This window comes from Lysobacter sp. F60174L2 (assembly GCF_052547135.1).
The window spans coordinates 896192-910490 of sequence record NZ_JBQWRA010000001.1; the positions used below are offsets into that span (position 1 = coordinate 896192).

Genomic DNA, 14299 nt, shown 5'->3' on the forward strand with positions numbered 1-14299 from the left:
CACGCCCGCCGCCTCTCTCTCCTCGTCAAGGCAAACAGGCAGCGGCGGGCACGCGGAGCCCCGGCCTGATCAGCCGGGGCTTCTCTTTGCCGCCGACCGCCCGGAGCAGACGCGGAGCCGTCACTCGTAGCGCAGCGCCTCGATCGGGTCCAGCCCGGCCGCCTTCGACGCCGGCATGATGCCGAAGACCACGCCGACCAGCGCCGAGAAGCCGGCCGCGGCGACCACCACCCATGCCGGCACCTGCGCCGGCGGGAATCCGGGGATCAATGCGGCGATGCCTGTGCCCGCGGCGAATCCGAGCACGATGCCGATCAGCCCGCCGAGCAACGCCAGCAGCCCGGCCTCCAGCAGGAACTGCACCAGGATGTCGCGCCGGGTCGCGCCCAGCGCCTTCAGGATGCCGATCTCGCGGGTGCGCTCGGTCACCGACACCAGCATGATGTTCATGATGCCGATGCCGCCGACCAGCAGCGAAATGCCGACGATGCCGCCGAGCACCGCCGTCGCCATCCCAGCGATCTTGTCGAACTGCTCGACGAACGCATCGGCGGCCTGGACGCTGAAGTCGTCGTCCTCGCCGGGCTTGATATCCCGTGAAACCCGGATCGCACGCTTGACCCGCTCGCGCACCGCTTCCACCTCGGCAAGGTTGGTGGCGGTGAACGATGCCACCAGGATCGGATCCTTGCTGTTGCCCATCAGCGCGCGGCCGACGCCGAACGGGATCAGCGCGTAGTTGTCCTGGCTGAAGCCGAGGATCTCGCCCTGCTTTTCCATCATGCCGACGACCTTGAACCATTCGGTGCCGATCTGGAAATACTCGCCGACCGGGTTGTCCGGCATCCGCAGGTCGTCGCGCAGCTCGGTGCCGATCACCGCCACCCTGCGGCGCCCCCGGTCGTCGCTGGCGACGATGAAGCGCCCGTACTGCGGGTAGCTGGCGCGCACCAGCTGGTAGTCGGCGGTCGTGGCCTGGATCTGCGGTGTCGCGGTGCGCCCCTTGTAGCTGGCTCCGGCGGCCTGGACCGCCATGATCGGCGCGACCTGGTCGATGCCCGCCACGCGGTAGCGCAGCACGTCGAGGTCCTCGAAGGTGATCTTGTTGAGCTTGCCGGTCTGGAAGTTCTCGGTGGTGTTCTCGGCCTGCAACGTCATCGTGCTGCCGCCGAGGTCGGCGAACTGGTCCTTGATCGAGGCGGAGAAGCCCTGCACCAGCGACACCACCGCAATCACCGACGCGGTGCCGATCAGTATCCCCAGCGTGGTCAGGAAGCTGCGCATCCGATGCGACAGCAGGCTGGTCAACGCGGCGCGGAAGGCTTCGACGAGTGCGTACATCTAGTGCGCCTGGCGTTGGACGGAGGCTGCGATCTCCGGATGCTTCGAGTCTTCGACGATGCGTCCGTCGCTGACCCGGATCGTGCGCTCGCAGTGCGCGGCGATGTCGGCCTCGTGGGTGACCAGGACCACGGTCTGGCCCTGGCGGTGCAGTTCATCGAACAGCGCCATGATCTCGGCGGAGGTCTTTGAATCCAGATTGCCGGTGGGTTCGTCGGCGAGCAGGATCGATGGCGTGCCGACCAGCGCCCGTGCCACCGCCACGCGCTGGCGCTGCCCGCCCGACAGCTGGTTCGGGCGATGGCCGAGCCGATGCGCCAGGCCGACCTTTTCCAGCGCCTCGGCGGCAAGCCGGTGGCGCTCGGCGGTCGGCAGGCCGCGATACACCAGCGGCTGCATCACGTTTTGCAGCACCGTCATGCGCGGCAGCAGGTGGAAGCTCTGGAAGATGAAGCCGATTTCCTGGTTGCGCACGCGCGCGAGCTCGTTGTCATCCATCTGCGAGGTGTCGCGGCCGTTGAGGACGTAGCGGCCCTCGCTGGGCGTGTCCAGGCAACCCAGCAGGTTCATCAGCGTCGACTTGCCAGAACCCGACGGCCCGATGAGGGCGACGTACTCGTTGCGCGCGATGTGCAGGTCGACGTTCTGCAGCGCCATGAACGCGTCCTCGCCCATCACGTAACGCTTGCCGATGTTGGACAGTTCGATCATTGCGACGCGCTCTCGCCGTCGCCGTCCTCGTCGTCGTTATCGCTCGCGGTGTCTTCCCGGTCGCTGTCCTCGGCTCGCGTCACGGCATCGCCGTCCTGCAGGGTGCGCAATGTCCTGGCCGGCCCGACGATCACCTGGTCACCCGCTTCCAGGCCCTTGGTCACTTCCTCCCAGCGGTCATCGGACGCGCCGGTTTCGACTTCCACCTTCTTCGCCTTGCCGTCGCGCTGCAGCCAGACGTGGCGCGTGACCTTCTTGTCCTCGCCGGTATCGCTGACGATCGCCTCGACCGGCACCGCGAGCTTCTTCGTCCCATCGCTGAGGAAGATGTCGGCACGCGCGCTCATGCCCGAGCGCAGTTCGATCCCGTCCGGCACCTCGATGTCGACCGTGACCTTGTAGGCCCGTCCCTGGCCCTCGATGGTCGGCGCCAGCGCGATCATCTCGACCACGCCTTCCAGCGCGGTCTCCGGATAGGCCGCGGCATAGATGTCGACCTGCTGGCCAGCGGCGACCTTGGCGATGTCGGCCTCGTCGACCTGCAGTTCGGCCTGGATTGCGGTGGTATCGGCAATGGTCATCAACTGGGCGCCCGCCAGCGACGAGGTGGACGGGATCGCCGTCTCGCCGACCTTGATCGGCAGCGACACCACCTGGCCCGCGATCGGTGAGCGCACCTCGGTCTTCTCCAGCTGCTCGCGCGCCTCGCTGAGCACCGCATCGGCGCGAAGCAGCTCTTCCTCGCTGCTCTTGAGTTCCACCTGCGCGATCCGGAGCTGGTTGCGGACCTGGTCGAACGAATCCTGGTCGATCAGTTCCAGTTTCACCAGCTGTTCGCTGCGTTCGAACTGCTTCTTCCGCAACGCCAGCGCGACCCGCTGCCGCTCGATGCTGATCACGCTTTGCCGGCGCGTGGCCTGCTCGCGCTCGATCGCATTCAGATACGTTTCCGGATCGAGCTTCAGCAGCAACTCGCCGGCTTCGACCATGCTGCCCTCCTCGACCGCGATCATGCTGACCTGGGCCACCAGCTCCGCGGTCAGCTTGACCTCGTCGCGGTAGGCCAGCACGCCCGAGGCGAGGATCGTGGGGCGGATGTCGCGGGCGACGGCCTCGGCGATGTCGACCTCGACACCGGCATCGCCCTTGGCCTGCTTGACCACGAACGGCACCACCAGCACGGCGAGTATCAGGCCGCCGGCCAGCCACTTCCTGTTGAACTTCATGCGGCCGACTCCTAGAGCAGCGCGAACATCGCCATGACGCCGTAGATCACCGCGCTCGGCAGCACCGCGACGATCACCGCCTGCAGCCAGCCGCTACGGGTCCAGGTGCGCCAGCCCAGCGCAAGCAGGAACCAGCTCCAGATATTCAGCAGGCTGAAACCCTTGGCCAGGCTGCTCCACGGATGGTCGGCCGGCAGTTGCACCAGCAGCGGGTCGACGTTGGTCAGCATCAGCGATTCGAGCCCCGTCTGCGGCTCCATCATCGCGATGCCGATAATCGCGACAACCACGCCGAGCAACACCGGCATGCTGGACCAGGAAACCAGGCTCAGACCGTGGCGGAAGGACGTTGCAGCTCCGGCGATCTTGCCGGCGAGCATGAAGTACAGCGCATACAGCAGTGACACCACCACCGTGACGATTACCGCGGACGGCGCACCGATATACCCCATTGCGCGTGCACCCGGCATCGACGCGCGCACCTGCTCCATTTCGGCGGCGGTCAGGTCCTTGCCGCTGGCCAGCAGCATGTGGTTGGCGAACCATTCCGGATCGACCGTGCTGTAGTACAGCAGCACCATTACGCCCGATGCCAGCGATACCAGCAGCAACGGCAGCCAGAACGTCGGCTTCTCTTTCAGGTCGACAAAGACCTTGCCCGGCTGCAGGAAAATATCGACCAGATGGCTCATTGGTAACTCCATGTCGGTGGCGTTGGCGGTCCCCGGGGTTCCAACCGCTTCCAGCCACCTCCAGCCGCGCGATCGCACCGTCTGGTGCGCGCGGCACTGGCGATGTGCGTTGGAACCCCGGACCCAGTCTATACGCCGACCCGGCACCGTACCCCTGTCGATAGGCATGCACGCCCGATACGGAGCAACCGGAGTTTCAGGATTTCGAAACGGCGGGTTTCATGCCGCCCGCCGGTCCCGCTCCCTATTTCTTCTTCGGGATATACAGATCGGTGATCGTGCCGTCGTAGACCTCGGCCGCCATCGCCACCGACTCGCTCAGGGTCGGATGCGGATGGATGGTGTGGCCGATGTCGCCGACCTCGCAGCCCATCTCGATCGCCAGCGCAACTTCCGAGATCAGGTCGCCGGCATGCACGCCGACGATGCCGCCGCCGATGATGCGGTGGGTGGCCTCGTCGAACAGCAACTTGGTGAAGCCTTCGGTGCGGCCGATGCCGATCGCGCGGCCGGAGGCGGCCCACGGGAACTTGCCGACGCCGACCTTGAGGCCCTTGTCCTTCGCCTCGGCCTCGGTGACGCCGACCCAGGCGATTTCGGGATCGGTGTAGGCCACCGACGGGATCACCCGCGCGACCCACTCCTTCTTCTCGCCGGCCGCGACTTCGGCCGCGAGCTTGCCTTCGTGGGTGGCCTTGTGGGCGAGCATCGGGTTACCGACCAGGTCGCCGATCGCGAAGATGTGCGGCACGGTCGTGCGCATCTGCCGGTCGACCGGGATGAAGCCGCGGTCGGTGACTTCGACGCCGGTCTTGTCCGCGCCGATCTTCGCGCCGTTGGGTGCGCGGCCAACCGCGACCAGGACGCGGTCGTATGTCTTCGCTTCCAGCTCGCTGGCGCCTTCGAACTTGCAGGCGATGCCGCCCTTCTGCGCCTTGGCCTCGACCACCTTGGTCTTGAGATGCACCGCGACGCCCTGCTTTTTCAGGCGGTCGGCCAGCGGCTTGACCAGGTCCTTGTCGGCGCCCGGCATCAGCTGGTCCATGAACTCGACCACGGTCACCTCGCTGCCCAGCGCGCGGAACACCGTCGCCATCTCCAGGCCGATGATGCCGCCGCCGACGACGAGCAGCTTCTTCGGCACCTCGGCCAGCTCGAGCGCGTCGGTGGAGTCCATCACCCGCTCGTCGTCCCACGGGAAGAACGGCAGTTTCACCGCCTGCGAGCCGGCGGCGATGATGCATTGTTCGAAGCGGATCAGTTGGCTCTTGCCGCCTTCGGTGGCGACCTCCAGCTCGTTGGCCGAGATGAACGTACCGGTGCCGTTGACCACCCTGACCTTGCGCTGCTTGGCCATGCCAGCCAGGCCCTTGGTCAGTTGGCCGACGACCTTGTCCTTGTAGCTGCGCAGCTTGTCCAGGTCGACTTCGGGTTTGCCGAAATCGATGCCGAAATCGCTGGCGTGGGCGGCTTCGCCGACCACCGCGGCGGCATGCAGCAGCGCCTTCGATGGAATGCAGCCGACGTTGAGGCAGACGCCGCCGAGGCGCTCGTAGCGCTCGACCAGCACGGTGTCGAGGCCGAGGTCGGCCGCGCGGAACGCGGCGGTGTAGCCGCCGGGACCGGCGCCGAGTACCAGCATCGCGCATTCGACATCGGCCTTGCGGCCGGAGGCGGCGGCGGGCTTGGGCGCGTTGGGGCTGCTGCTCCCTCTCCCGCTTGCGGGAGAGGGCTGGGGTGAGGGAGCCGGCGGCGCCTTCGGCGCGCCCTCACCCGCCGCGCTGCGCGCGTCGACCTCTCCCGCAGGCGGGAGAGGTGACTTCGACTCGGTGGCATTCTTGGTCGCAGCCGGTTTCTCGTCCTTCGACGATGCGCCCGATCCGTCGGTGCCGCCGGCATCGCCCTCGGCTTCCAGCACCGCGATCACCGCGCCTTCGGCCACCTCGTCGCCAACCTTGACCCGCAACTCCTTGATCACGCCGGCGGCGCTCGACGGCACTTCCATCGTCGCCTTGTCCGACTCCAGCGTCAGCAGGCCCTGGTCCAGCTTGACGGTGTCGCCGACCGCGACAAGCAGTTCGATCACCGGCACGGCGTCGAAATCGCCGATGTCCGGAACCTTGATCTCGATGGATTTGGCCATGATGTCCTCTCTACAAAGTCAGTGGGTCGCCGCGGGAACCACGGTGTTCTGGTCGTAGACCAGGCGCCACCGCGAATCTTCCTTCGCAAAGACCAGTGTGAGCAGCGCGATCCGGTTGCTGTGGTAGTCGCCGGCGGCGTCCTTTTTCTGCGAGTCGTACCTGACCCGCGCAATGCCCATGTCGCCGAAGTCGGCGACATCCTGCACCTCGAAAACCATGCGCCAGTCGGTTCCGGCGAACCATTCCACGTGCAACTGCCGGTACTGCTCGCGCGTTTCCAGCACGGCGCCATTTGGCAGGATCGTGGTGAGCTCCGGGTGCGCGGTCACGGTCGCCATCAGCGCATCGAGGTCGCGCGCGTTTATCGCCGCCAGGTGCCGGTCCAGTGTCTGCCTCAGGGTTGGCCGGGGCTGGCCCGGTGAGCCGGGCCCGGCGACGGCGGCCGCGGACATTGCGCAGGACAGCAGCAGGAGCATCGCGATGATCATGCGCTTCATGGCTGTTTCCCGGAGGCTGGTGCCGCCCCCGCGGGCGGCTGCCCGGCAGGAGACGATTCGTCCGATGTCGCATCACGGACAGGCCGCTCGACCTCTTCGCGGGCGTCGTTGCCCGCCAGGTCGGCACGTTCGCGCTCGCTCAGTTCCGGCACGGCATCGGTAGCAGGCGTCGCCGGCGGTGCCACGCCGCGCAGGAGTGCGATCGCGTCGTCACCGCGCAGCCCGAACACGCTGCGCAGATGCAGGTCGCGCTGTGGCAACGGGATCTCGATGCCGTGGTGCTTGAACGCGGTATCCAGTTCCCACAGGTAGGCGGCCTTGATCGCGGCGTTGCGCTTGGTCGCCTCCTCCGTCAGCCACACCGCCAGCAGGTACTCGACCGCACCGTCACCGAAGTCGGACAGCCACACCTGCGGCCGGTGGCGGCCTTCCATCGACAGCGTGAAAGGCACCTTCGCCGCGGCTTCCAGCGCGGCCTTCTTGACCCGCTCCTTGTCGACCCCGTAGGCGACCTTGAACGGCACGCGCATGCGGCGCAGCACGTCGCGATGGGTCCAGTTGACCACCCGCCCGGTCATGAACTGGGCGTTCGGCACCATGATGTCGATGTTGTCGTTGGTGGTGATGCGGGTGGCGCGGATGTTGATGTCGCGCACCGTGCCGCGCACGTCGGCGTCGATCTCGATGAAATCGCCGACCTTCAACGACTGGTCGAACAGCAGCACCAGGCCGCCGATGAAGTTCGCGAAGATCTCCCGCAGGCCGAAGCCCAGACCGATGCCGAGCGCGCCGGCGAACACCGCGAACTCGCCGATCGGCACGCCGGCCACGCGCAGCGCGACCATCACGCCGACCAGCAGCAACAGGTAATGGGCGACCCGCGACACCGCGTAGATCGCGGCATGGTTGACGTTCTGCCGGCGCTTCCCGTAACGGACCAGCGCGCGGCGAAGCAGCATGGAGATCAGCAGCGCGATCAGCACCGCGAGGACCGCGGCGACCACGCCACCGACGGTCAGCTGGAAACTCGCGAAGTTGAGCAGCCGGTACTCCAGCACCGGTTGCAGGCCCTGCAAGCCCTGGCGGGTGGCGGCATCGACCGATTCGGCGACGCGTACGCCAGCATTCTCGACCTGTTCCGTGGACGGGGTGGCGCGCATGGACGCGGCTCAGCCCCCGCCAGGCGCTTCGGCGAGCGCCTCGTCCAGCTCGTCGAGGTCGCGCTGCAAATCTTCCCAGCGCTCGGCGCGGTCTTCGGCATCGTCCTCGTCGGCGGTCTTGACCAGGTCCTCGGCCTGCTCGACCAGCAGTTCGCCCGGGCCGCAGCCCGGCTCCAGTCCGCTGAAGCGCTCGCCCGCGATCACGAACGACAGGATCTCATCGTCATGGAACGCGGCCGCGCGGTCGGCCGGCACGCCGGCCTGGAGCGTGCGTTGCCAGCCATCGACCAGGCGGATGGCCAACGCGGCCGGCATCGGCACCTCGAGGATCTCGGGCTGCTGGTCGACCAGCAGCACGCGCTGCATGGCGCCACCGCGGCTGTCCCACTGGTCCACGCGCTCGGGCGGACGCGCATAGCGCAGGGTCCAGTCACCGCCATCGGCGGGTTGCAGCAGCATCAACGCACTTTCGGCACCGCGCTTGGGCAGCCAGGTCAGGTGCAGGGCCGGCGCCGCGTCCGCGACCAGCAGGCCTTCCACCGCATCGCCGTGGTTGCCGGTGGCCGGCGGCCAGCCATGGCCGAGTTGCAGCTCGCATTCGGCAGCCTGCGCCAGCGGCATCGCCAGCAGCGCGAGCGGCAGCAACCACGCGCGCGGCGACATCACAGCAGGACCCGCCGCATGTCGGCGAGGACCTGGCCGAGATAGGAGGTGAAGCGCGCGGCGGCGGCGCCGTCGATCACGCGGTGGTCGTAGCTCAGCGACAGCGGCAGGACCAGGCGCGGGGCGAACTCCTTGCCGTTCCAGACCGGCTTCGTGTCCGAACGCGAGACGCCGAGGATCGCAACCTCCGGCGCGTTGACGATCGGGGTGAACGCGGTGCCGCCGATGCCGCCCAGCGAGCTGATGGTGAAGCAGCCGCCGCTCATCTGCGCCGGGCCGAGCTTGCCCTCGCGCGCCTTGGCGGCGAGCTCGCCGGTCTCGGCGGCGATTTCCATCACGCCCTTTTTGTCGCAGTCGCGCACCACCGGCACCACCAGCCCGTTGGGCGTATCGGCGGCAAAACCGATGTGGAAGTACTGCTTGAGCACGAGGTTCTCGCCGGTCGCGTCGAGCGAGGCGTTGAAGTCGGGGAACTTCTTCAGCGCGCTGACGCTGGCCTTCATCAGGAACGCGAGCATGGTCAGCTTGGTCGCGCCGCCCTTGGCGATGGCCTTCTCGTTTTCCTTGTTGAGCTGGACGCGCAGCGCTTCCAGCCCGGTGATGTCGGCATCGTCGAACTGGGTGACGTGCGGGATCATCGCCCAGTTGCGCGCCAGGTTGGCGCCGGAGAGCTTCTGGATCCGCGACAGCGCGCGGGTCTCGATCGGGCCGAACTTGCTGAAGTCGATCTTCGGCCACGGCAACAGGTCGAGCCCGCCGCCACCGCCGGCCTTCGCCGCGCCGCCGGCCGCACCGGACATCGCGGCCTTGACGAATTTCTGCACGTCTTCCTTGCCGATCCGGCCGCCGCGCTGGCTGCCTTCGACGCGCATCAGGTCGACCCCGAGTTCGCGCGCGAACAGGCGCACCGCGGGGCTCGCGTACGGCACCTTGCCCGGCAGCAGCTCGTCGGCGTCGAACACCACCGGCGGCGAGTGCGGCAGCGCGTCGGAACCGCCGCTGTCGGCCGATGCGGCCTCGCGCTTGGCGAGGTTGTCGGATTCGCCGACCGCGGCCGGCGGGACCTTCGCGCCGGTTTCGGACGATGCCACGCGATCCTTGGCCTGCTCGGGCTCGGCAGGTTCCGGTTCGGCCTGCTTCGAGCCGGCCGCTTCCGCCTTCGCGTCGGCCGGTTTCTGCGCCGCCTCTTCGCTGGCCTCGCCACCGGCCGGCTCGATCATCGCGACCACCGCGCCTTCGGCGATCTCGTCGCCGACCTTGACCTTGATCTCGCGCACCACGCCGTCGAACGGCGCCGGCACTTCCATCGTCGCCTTCTCCGACTCGAGCGTGACCAGGCCCTGGTCCGCCTTGACCGTGTCGCCCACCGCTACCAGCACCTCGATCACCGGCACGCCGTCGTAATCACCGATATCGGGGACGCGTGCTTCCTTCAATTCAGCCATGCTCGGCTCCGCCATGCGCGAAAGCCTTATTGTGGCTGCTGCGAAGGCGTGGCGCCAACTTTGACGCGCTGCGGCGCGCCGGCGGGGACCGCGTTCCGGCCACTTCCGCGAGGTAATCCAGCACAGGTTCAGGCGGCGGTTTCGCGACCGCGCGCCGCGGGTTATCACGGTCGCGGATGAAAGTTCCGTTGTTTCCGATCCGGCCGGCAAGCGATGTTCATTCGCGGGCCGATACGGTGTCTCCGCCTGCCAGTCCACCGGCCGGCTCCCCCACCAGAATTGGAACGAGGAGACATCTCCATGATCCGCATCCGTCACTTGACCCTGGCCCTGTTGGCCATCGCCCCCGCCGCCGCGTTCGCACAGGACGCCCCGGACCCCTACACCACCCAGACCACCGCCGCCGAAGCGGACACCGCCACCAGCGATGGAGCCAAGCGCTTCGCGGTCGTCGGCGGTTATTCGCTCAGCGAGCCGACCCGCAACCCGCAGATCGGCGACAGCCGCGCGCAGCTCGATGGCGACGGCGCCGCGACCCTCAGCGCCAGCTACTACGTGACCGACAACATCGCGGTCGAGGCCTGGGGCGCAGTCGACAAGTTCGGCCACCGGGTCAACATCGACGGCCAGAAGGCCGGCAGCGTGGAGGCCCAGCCGTACGCGGTCAGCGGCCAGTACCACTTCGGCAACGCCGGCCAGACCGTGCGCCCGTACGTCGGCCTGGGCTATTACCAGACCAACTTCGACGGCGAGAGCACGATTGAAAGTGGCGCGCTCGCCGGCCAGCGACTGGCGGTGGAATCGCCGGAAGGCGCGATCGCCAGCGCCGGCGTCGACGTCAAGCTGAGCCCGAGCTGGTTCGCCCGCGCCGACATGCGCTACCTGCAGGGCAAGTCGGACGTGATGCTCGACGGCGCCAACGCCGGCGAGGCCGAGCTGAACCCGGTGATGCTGGGCATCGGCCTGGGCGCGCGTTTCTAGCGCTCAACCCGTGCGGCATCCTCCAGCGGCGGGTCCTCGGGCCCGCCGCTGCCCTGTTCAGCCGGCCGCGATGGCGTTCACGGCGCCTTGTCACGCGGCCGTTACGGTAGAGCCCACTTTCGCCGGGAGCCCGTCATGACCACCAAGCTCGACAAGCCGATCCGCCGCGAGATCAACATCGACGACCGCGCCTACACCCTGACCATCGATCCGGATGGCCTCAAGCTGGTCGAGAAGGGTCATCGCAAGGGCCCGCAGTTGCGCTGGAAGGACGTCGTCAACGGCGATGCCGCGATCGCCGCCGCGCTGCAGGGCAGCCTCGCCGACTGAAGCCCCGCGTCAGGCGGCCCCGTCTTCGGCGCGGATGCGTTCGCGCCGGAGCAGGTACAGGCCACTGGCAACGATGATCGCGGCGCCCAGCCAGGTGACCGCATCGGGCAGCACGCCCCACAGCGCCACGTCCAGCAGCACGCCCCAGACCAGCGCGGTGTATTCCAGCGGCGCGATGCGGGAGGCCTCGCCGATCCGGAACGCCTCGGTGATCGCGTATTGGCCCAGCGCGCCGGCCAGGCCGACGCCGGCGATCACCCAGAGGTCGACCGGCCGGATCGACACCCAGCCCGGCGCCGCCAGCACGCCACCGCCGATGGCCATGAACACCAGCAACCAGACCATCATCGAGGCGGTCGAGTCGGTCCGTCCGAGGACCCGCACCGTGATCGCGCTGACCGCATAGCCCAGTGCGGCGACCACCACCGCCAGCGCGGCCCAGCTCAACAGGCCATCGCCGGTGGGCCGCAGCAGCACCAGTACACCGAGCAGGCCGATCGCGATCGCGGCCCAGCGCCGCGGCCCGACCTTCTCCCCCAGCAGCGGCACCGACAGCGCGGTGATCAGCAGCGGCGCGATGAAGAAGATCGAGTACGCGGTGGTCAGCGGCAGCGTCCGCAAGGCGTAGGCGAACGCCGCCATCATCCCGATCCCGATCGCCCCGCGCAGCAAATGCAGCGGCCAGCGCACCCGCAACAGCGGCCGCAGTCCACTGGTGGCCGCGACCCAGGCCAGCACGAACGGCAGCGACGACGCCCCGCGCAACGTCGCCACCTGCAGCGGCGGATAGCGCCCGGCCAGCTCCTTCAGCCCGGCGTCCATCAAGGAGAACACCGCGACCGCCAACAGCATGATCACCGCGGCCCGGCGCGACGACGGCTCGTGCCCGGCCGATGGTGGTGCAACGACTTCGGGCAGCGCGGGAGGGAGACTCATCGGACGGCCCGGTGACCTGTGGGGATCGCCGAGCATACCGGTGCGACGCCCCGATTCGCGGGGTGGCACCGTGGCCCGCGATTCCGCGTTATCCCATTCAACCGGACCCGACCGTGCGGCAGGGGAGCCTCGCGTGCAGCCATCGACCCAGACCCGCAGTGCAGGCACCTCCGCGCGGCAGCCGCGGCGGAGCCGGCGAGCCTGCATGGCTTGCGCACTGGTGCTTGCCCTGGCCGGTTGCGAGCGGCCGGTGCTGTCCGCCGACCCCGCGGTCGCCAACGGGACGTCCGGCGGCCGGCCGGTAGCCACGCTCGGCCCCGACGACGCGATCCGCAGCGCCACCGAAACCGCCGGAGCCGCGCCGCCACCGGTCAGCGCCGAGCAGATGCAGCAGTCGATCGACGCCAATGGCAAGGCCGTGCTGCAGCTCGATTTCGATGGCGACAAGGCGATGCTGCGGCCCGACGCCGATCCGCGGGTCGAGCAGGTCGCCCGCCTGCTGCGCGGCAACCCCGGCTTGCGGTTGTCGATCGAAATCCGCGCCGATGCCGGCGGCGACGCCAGCCGCGGCCGCACGCTGTCCCGCCAGCGCGCCGAGACCGTCCGGGCCGCGTTGATCGTCAAGGGCATCGATGCCGACCGGCTGCAGGCACGCGGTTTCGGCGCGGACCACCCGGTCGCCGGCAACGACAGCGCGGACGGTCGCACGCGCAGCCAGCGGGTCGAGCTGGTCCGGCTGGACTGATCCGCCCGGCGGGCCGGGCCACGCACCGCGATCGTTGCGCGGCTGCGTTACCCTTCCGGTTTGACCCCACGCGGAGCCCGCCATGCCTTCCTTCGACGTCGTCTCCGAAGTCGACACCCACGAGCTGACCAACGCGGTCGACCAGGCCAGCCGCGAGCTCACCACCCGTTTCGACTTCAAGGGCGTGGACGCGAAGTTCGCGCTGGAGGAGCAGGTCATCAGCCAGTCGGCGCCGAGCGACTTCCAGTTGCAGCAGATGACCGACATCCTGCGCGGCCGCCTGATCGCGCGCGGCATCGACGTGCGCTGCCTGGAGTTCGGCGACATCGAGACCAACCTGGCCGGTGCGCGGCAGAAGATCACGGTCAAGCAGGGCATCGAGCGCGAGCTGGCCAAGAAGATCCAGTCGACGCTGAAGGAGGCCAAGCTCAAGGTCGACAGTCAGATCAACGGCGACAAGTTGCGGGTCAACGGCAAGAAGCGCGACGACCTGCAGGCGGCGATCGCATTGCTCAAGGGCGCGGAGTTCGAGCAGCCGCTGCAGTTCGACAATTTCCGTGATTGAAGGCAGCCGGGGCTGCGTGTACTGACCCCGACCCGGAAACCGACATGGACGAAGACCCGATCGCCGCGACCCGCCGCTGGCTGCAGCGCGCGGTGATCGGGCTGAACCTGTGCCCGTTCGCCAAGGCGGTGCAGGCGAAGGACCAGATCCGTTACGTGCTCAGTGAGGCAACCACGCCCGACGAGCTGCTGGAGGAGTTGGCGGCCGAGCTGGCGTGGCTCAACGACACCGATCCGGCGGTGGTCGATACGACGCTGCTGATCCATCCGCGCGTGCTGACGGACTTCTACGACTACAACGACTTCCTCGACCAGGCCGATGCGGCGGTCGATGCGCTGGGGCTGGAGGGCGAGATCCAGGTCGCCAGTTTCCATCCGGACTACCGGTTCGCCGGCACCGCGTTCGACGACGCCGGCAACTGCACCAACCGGTCGCCGTATCCGATGCTGCACCTGTTGCGCGAGGCGAGCGTGGAGCGCGCGGTGGCGGCGTTCCCGGACCCAGATGCGATTGTCGACCGGAACATCGACACGCTGGACGGGTTGGGCTTCGAGGGGTATCGGAAGTTGCTGGAGCCGTAGCTTTCGAGGGGGGCGCGTGGAGCTTCCGGTTTCAGGTTTCAGGTTTCAGGTTTCAGGTTTCAGGTTTCAGGTTTCCAGTTCCAGTTCCAGTTCCGGGTTCGGGTTCGGGTTCGGGTTCCGGTGTCGGTTCCGGTGTCGGTGTCGGTGTCGGTTCCAGTGTCGGTGTCGGTGTCGGTGTCGGTGTCGGTTCCGGTTCCGGTGTCGGTGTCGGTGTCGGTGTCGGTGTCGGTGTCGGTGTCGGTGTCGGTGTCGGTGTCGGTGTCGGTGTCGGTGTCGGTGCGG

The 14299-nt window shown here is 68.2% G+C and carries 16 protein-coding genes; 5 read left to right on the plus strand and 11 right to left on the minus strand.

The features are described 5' to 3' along the window. Positions 1-120: 120 nt before the first annotated feature. The 9 genes from ACT9AS_RS04060 to ACT9AS_RS04100 form a co-directional block, all read right to left on the minus strand. Positions 121-1341, minus strand: a complete 1221-nt coding sequence (locus ACT9AS_RS04060) for an ABC transporter permease (RefSeq protein ID WP_445098825.1) — start codon at positions 1339-1341, stop codon at positions 121-123. Further along, complete coding sequence (locus ACT9AS_RS04065) at positions 1342-2052, minus strand: ATP-binding cassette domain-containing protein (protein WP_445098826.1); 711 nt, start codon at positions 2050-2052, stop codon at positions 1342-1344. Then, positions 2049-3278 carry an efflux RND transporter periplasmic adaptor subunit gene (locus ACT9AS_RS04070; protein ID WP_445098827.1) on the minus strand — a complete coding sequence of 410 codons (1230 nt, stop codon included), beginning with the start codon at positions 3276-3278 and terminating at the stop codon, positions 2049-2051. Before ACT9AS_RS04070 ends, ACT9AS_RS04065 begins: the two co-directional genes overlap by 4 nt. Before the next feature lie 11 nt (positions 3279-3289). Then, positions 3290-3970: a YIP1 family protein gene (locus ACT9AS_RS04075; RefSeq protein ID WP_445098828.1), complete on the minus strand. Its 681-nt coding sequence runs from the start codon at positions 3968-3970 to the stop codon at positions 3290-3292. 244 nt (positions 3971-4214) lie between these two features. Continuing rightward, positions 4215-6113, minus strand: coding sequence for a dihydrolipoyl dehydrogenase (gene lpdA, locus ACT9AS_RS04080; RefSeq protein WP_445098829.1), 1899 nt, complete (start codon positions 6111-6113; stop codon positions 4215-4217). An 18-nt stretch (positions 6114-6131) separates the two neighbouring features. Continuing rightward, on the minus strand, positions 6132-6611 hold the full coding sequence (locus tag ACT9AS_RS04085) for a nuclear transport factor 2 family protein (RefSeq protein WP_445098830.1): 480 nt from the start codon (positions 6609-6611) through the stop codon (positions 6132-6134). Then, entirely contained in the window at positions 6608-7771 is a 1164-nt protein-coding gene (locus ACT9AS_RS04090; protein WP_445098831.1) for a mechanosensitive ion channel domain-containing protein, read from the minus strand. The genes ACT9AS_RS04085 and ACT9AS_RS04090 overlap by 4 nt, the downstream gene beginning before the upstream one ends. A 9-nt stretch (positions 7772-7780) precedes the next feature. Beyond that, complete coding sequence (locus tag ACT9AS_RS04095) at positions 7781-8434, minus strand: hypothetical protein (RefSeq protein ID WP_445098832.1); 654 nt, start codon at positions 8432-8434, stop codon at positions 7781-7783. Continuing rightward, complete coding sequence (locus ACT9AS_RS04100) at positions 8434-10011, minus strand: 2-oxo acid dehydrogenase subunit E2 (protein ID WP_445099030.1); 1578 nt, start codon at positions 10009-10011, stop codon at positions 8434-8436. The genes ACT9AS_RS04095 and ACT9AS_RS04100 overlap by 1 nt, the downstream gene beginning before the upstream one ends. Before the next feature lie 168 nt (positions 10012-10179). Between ACT9AS_RS04100 and ACT9AS_RS04105 the strand changes: the two genes are divergently transcribed. Both ACT9AS_RS04105 and ACT9AS_RS04110 read left to right on the plus strand, forming a co-directional pair. Further along, complete coding sequence (locus tag ACT9AS_RS04105) at positions 10180-10860, plus strand: OmpW family outer membrane protein (RefSeq protein WP_445098833.1); 681 nt, start codon at positions 10180-10182, stop codon at positions 10858-10860. A gap of 135 nt (positions 10861-10995) precedes the next feature. Then, positions 10996-11190: a hypothetical protein gene (locus tag ACT9AS_RS04110; protein ID WP_445098834.1), complete on the plus strand. Its 195-nt coding sequence runs from the start codon at positions 10996-10998 to the stop codon at positions 11188-11190. A gap of 9 nt (positions 11191-11199) precedes the next feature. Here ACT9AS_RS04110 and ACT9AS_RS04115 read toward each other — a convergent pair whose 3' ends face one another. After that, positions 11200-12042, minus strand: coding sequence for an EamA family transporter (locus ACT9AS_RS04115; RefSeq protein WP_445099031.1), 843 nt, complete (start codon positions 12040-12042; stop codon positions 11200-11202). Between the two features lie 289 nt (positions 12043-12331). On the opposite strand from ACT9AS_RS04115, the gene ACT9AS_RS04120 reads away from it, so the two are divergent. The 3 genes from ACT9AS_RS04120 to ACT9AS_RS04130 all read left to right on the plus strand — a co-directional run bounded on the left by ACT9AS_RS04120 (position 12332) and on the right by ACT9AS_RS04130 (position 14017). Continuing rightward, positions 12332-12871, plus strand: coding sequence for an OmpA family protein (locus tag ACT9AS_RS04120; protein ID WP_445098835.1), 540 nt, complete (start codon positions 12332-12334; stop codon positions 12869-12871). 82 nt (positions 12872-12953) lie between these two features. Further along, positions 12954-13436 (plus strand): YajQ family cyclic di-GMP-binding protein, encoded by a 483-nt coding sequence (locus tag ACT9AS_RS04125; protein ID WP_445098836.1) that lies wholly within the window; start codon positions 12954-12956, stop codon positions 13434-13436. 44 nt (positions 13437-13480) lie between these two features. Beyond that, positions 13481-14017, plus strand: a complete 537-nt coding sequence (locus ACT9AS_RS04130) for a DUF1415 family protein (protein WP_445098837.1) — start codon at positions 13481-13483, stop codon at positions 14015-14017. A 59-nt stretch (positions 14018-14076) separates the two neighbouring features. On the opposite strand, the gene ACT9AS_RS04135 is transcribed toward ACT9AS_RS04130, so the two are convergent. Continuing rightward, positions 14077-14299: hypothetical protein (locus ACT9AS_RS04135; RefSeq protein ID WP_445098838.1), on the minus strand; the 223-nt coding region annotated here is incomplete at its 5' end.

Excerpts from the sequence above, each read along its gene's own strand:
- ACT9AS_RS04125 (WP_445098836.1), top strand. The coding sequence starts at position 12,954 with ATGCCTTCCTTCGACGTCGTCTCCGAAGTCGACACCCACGAGCTGACC.
- ACT9AS_RS04085 (WP_445098830.1), bottom strand. The coding sequence starts at position 6,611 with ATGAAGCGCATGATCATCGCGATGCTCCTGCTGCTGTCCTGCGCAATG.
- ACT9AS_RS04120 (WP_445098835.1), top strand. The coding sequence starts at position 12,332 with ATGGCTTGCGCACTGGTGCTTGCCCTGGCCGGTTGCGAGCGGCCGGTG.
- ACT9AS_RS04060 (WP_445098825.1), bottom strand. The coding sequence starts at position 1,341 with ATGTACGCACTCGTCGAAGCCTTCCGCGCCGCGTTGACCAGCCTGCTG.
- lpdA (WP_445098829.1), bottom strand. The coding sequence starts at position 6,113 with ATGGCCAAATCCATCGAGATCAAGGTTCCGGACATCGGCGATTTCGAC.
- ACT9AS_RS04075 (WP_445098828.1), bottom strand. The coding sequence starts at position 3,970 with ATGAGCCATCTGGTCGATATTTTCCTGCAGCCGGGCAAGGTCTTTGTC.
- ACT9AS_RS04130 (WP_445098837.1), top strand. The coding sequence starts at position 13,481 with ATGGACGAAGACCCGATCGCCGCGACCCGCCGCTGGCTGCAGCGCGCG.
- ACT9AS_RS04065 (WP_445098826.1), bottom strand. The coding sequence starts at position 2,052 with ATGATCGAACTGTCCAACATCGGCAAGCGTTACGTGATGGGCGAGGAC.
- ACT9AS_RS04110 (WP_445098834.1), top strand. The coding sequence starts at position 10,996 with ATGACCACCAAGCTCGACAAGCCGATCCGCCGCGAGATCAACATCGAC.
- ACT9AS_RS04070 (WP_445098827.1), bottom strand. The coding sequence starts at position 3,278 with ATGAAGTTCAACAGGAAGTGGCTGGCCGGCGGCCTGATACTCGCCGTG.
- ACT9AS_RS04095 (WP_445098832.1), bottom strand. The coding sequence starts at position 8,434 with ATGTCGCCGCGCGCGTGGTTGCTGCCGCTCGCGCTGCTGGCGATGCCG.
- ACT9AS_RS04090 (WP_445098831.1), bottom strand. The coding sequence starts at position 7,771 with ATGCGCGCCACCCCGTCCACGGAACAGGTCGAGAATGCTGGCGTACGC.
- ACT9AS_RS04115 (WP_445099031.1), bottom strand. The coding sequence starts at position 12,042 with ATGCTGTTGGCGGTCGCGGTGTTCTCCTTGATGGACGCCGGGCTGAAG.
- ACT9AS_RS04105 (WP_445098833.1), top strand. The coding sequence starts at position 10,180 with ATGATCCGCATCCGTCACTTGACCCTGGCCCTGTTGGCCATCGCCCCC.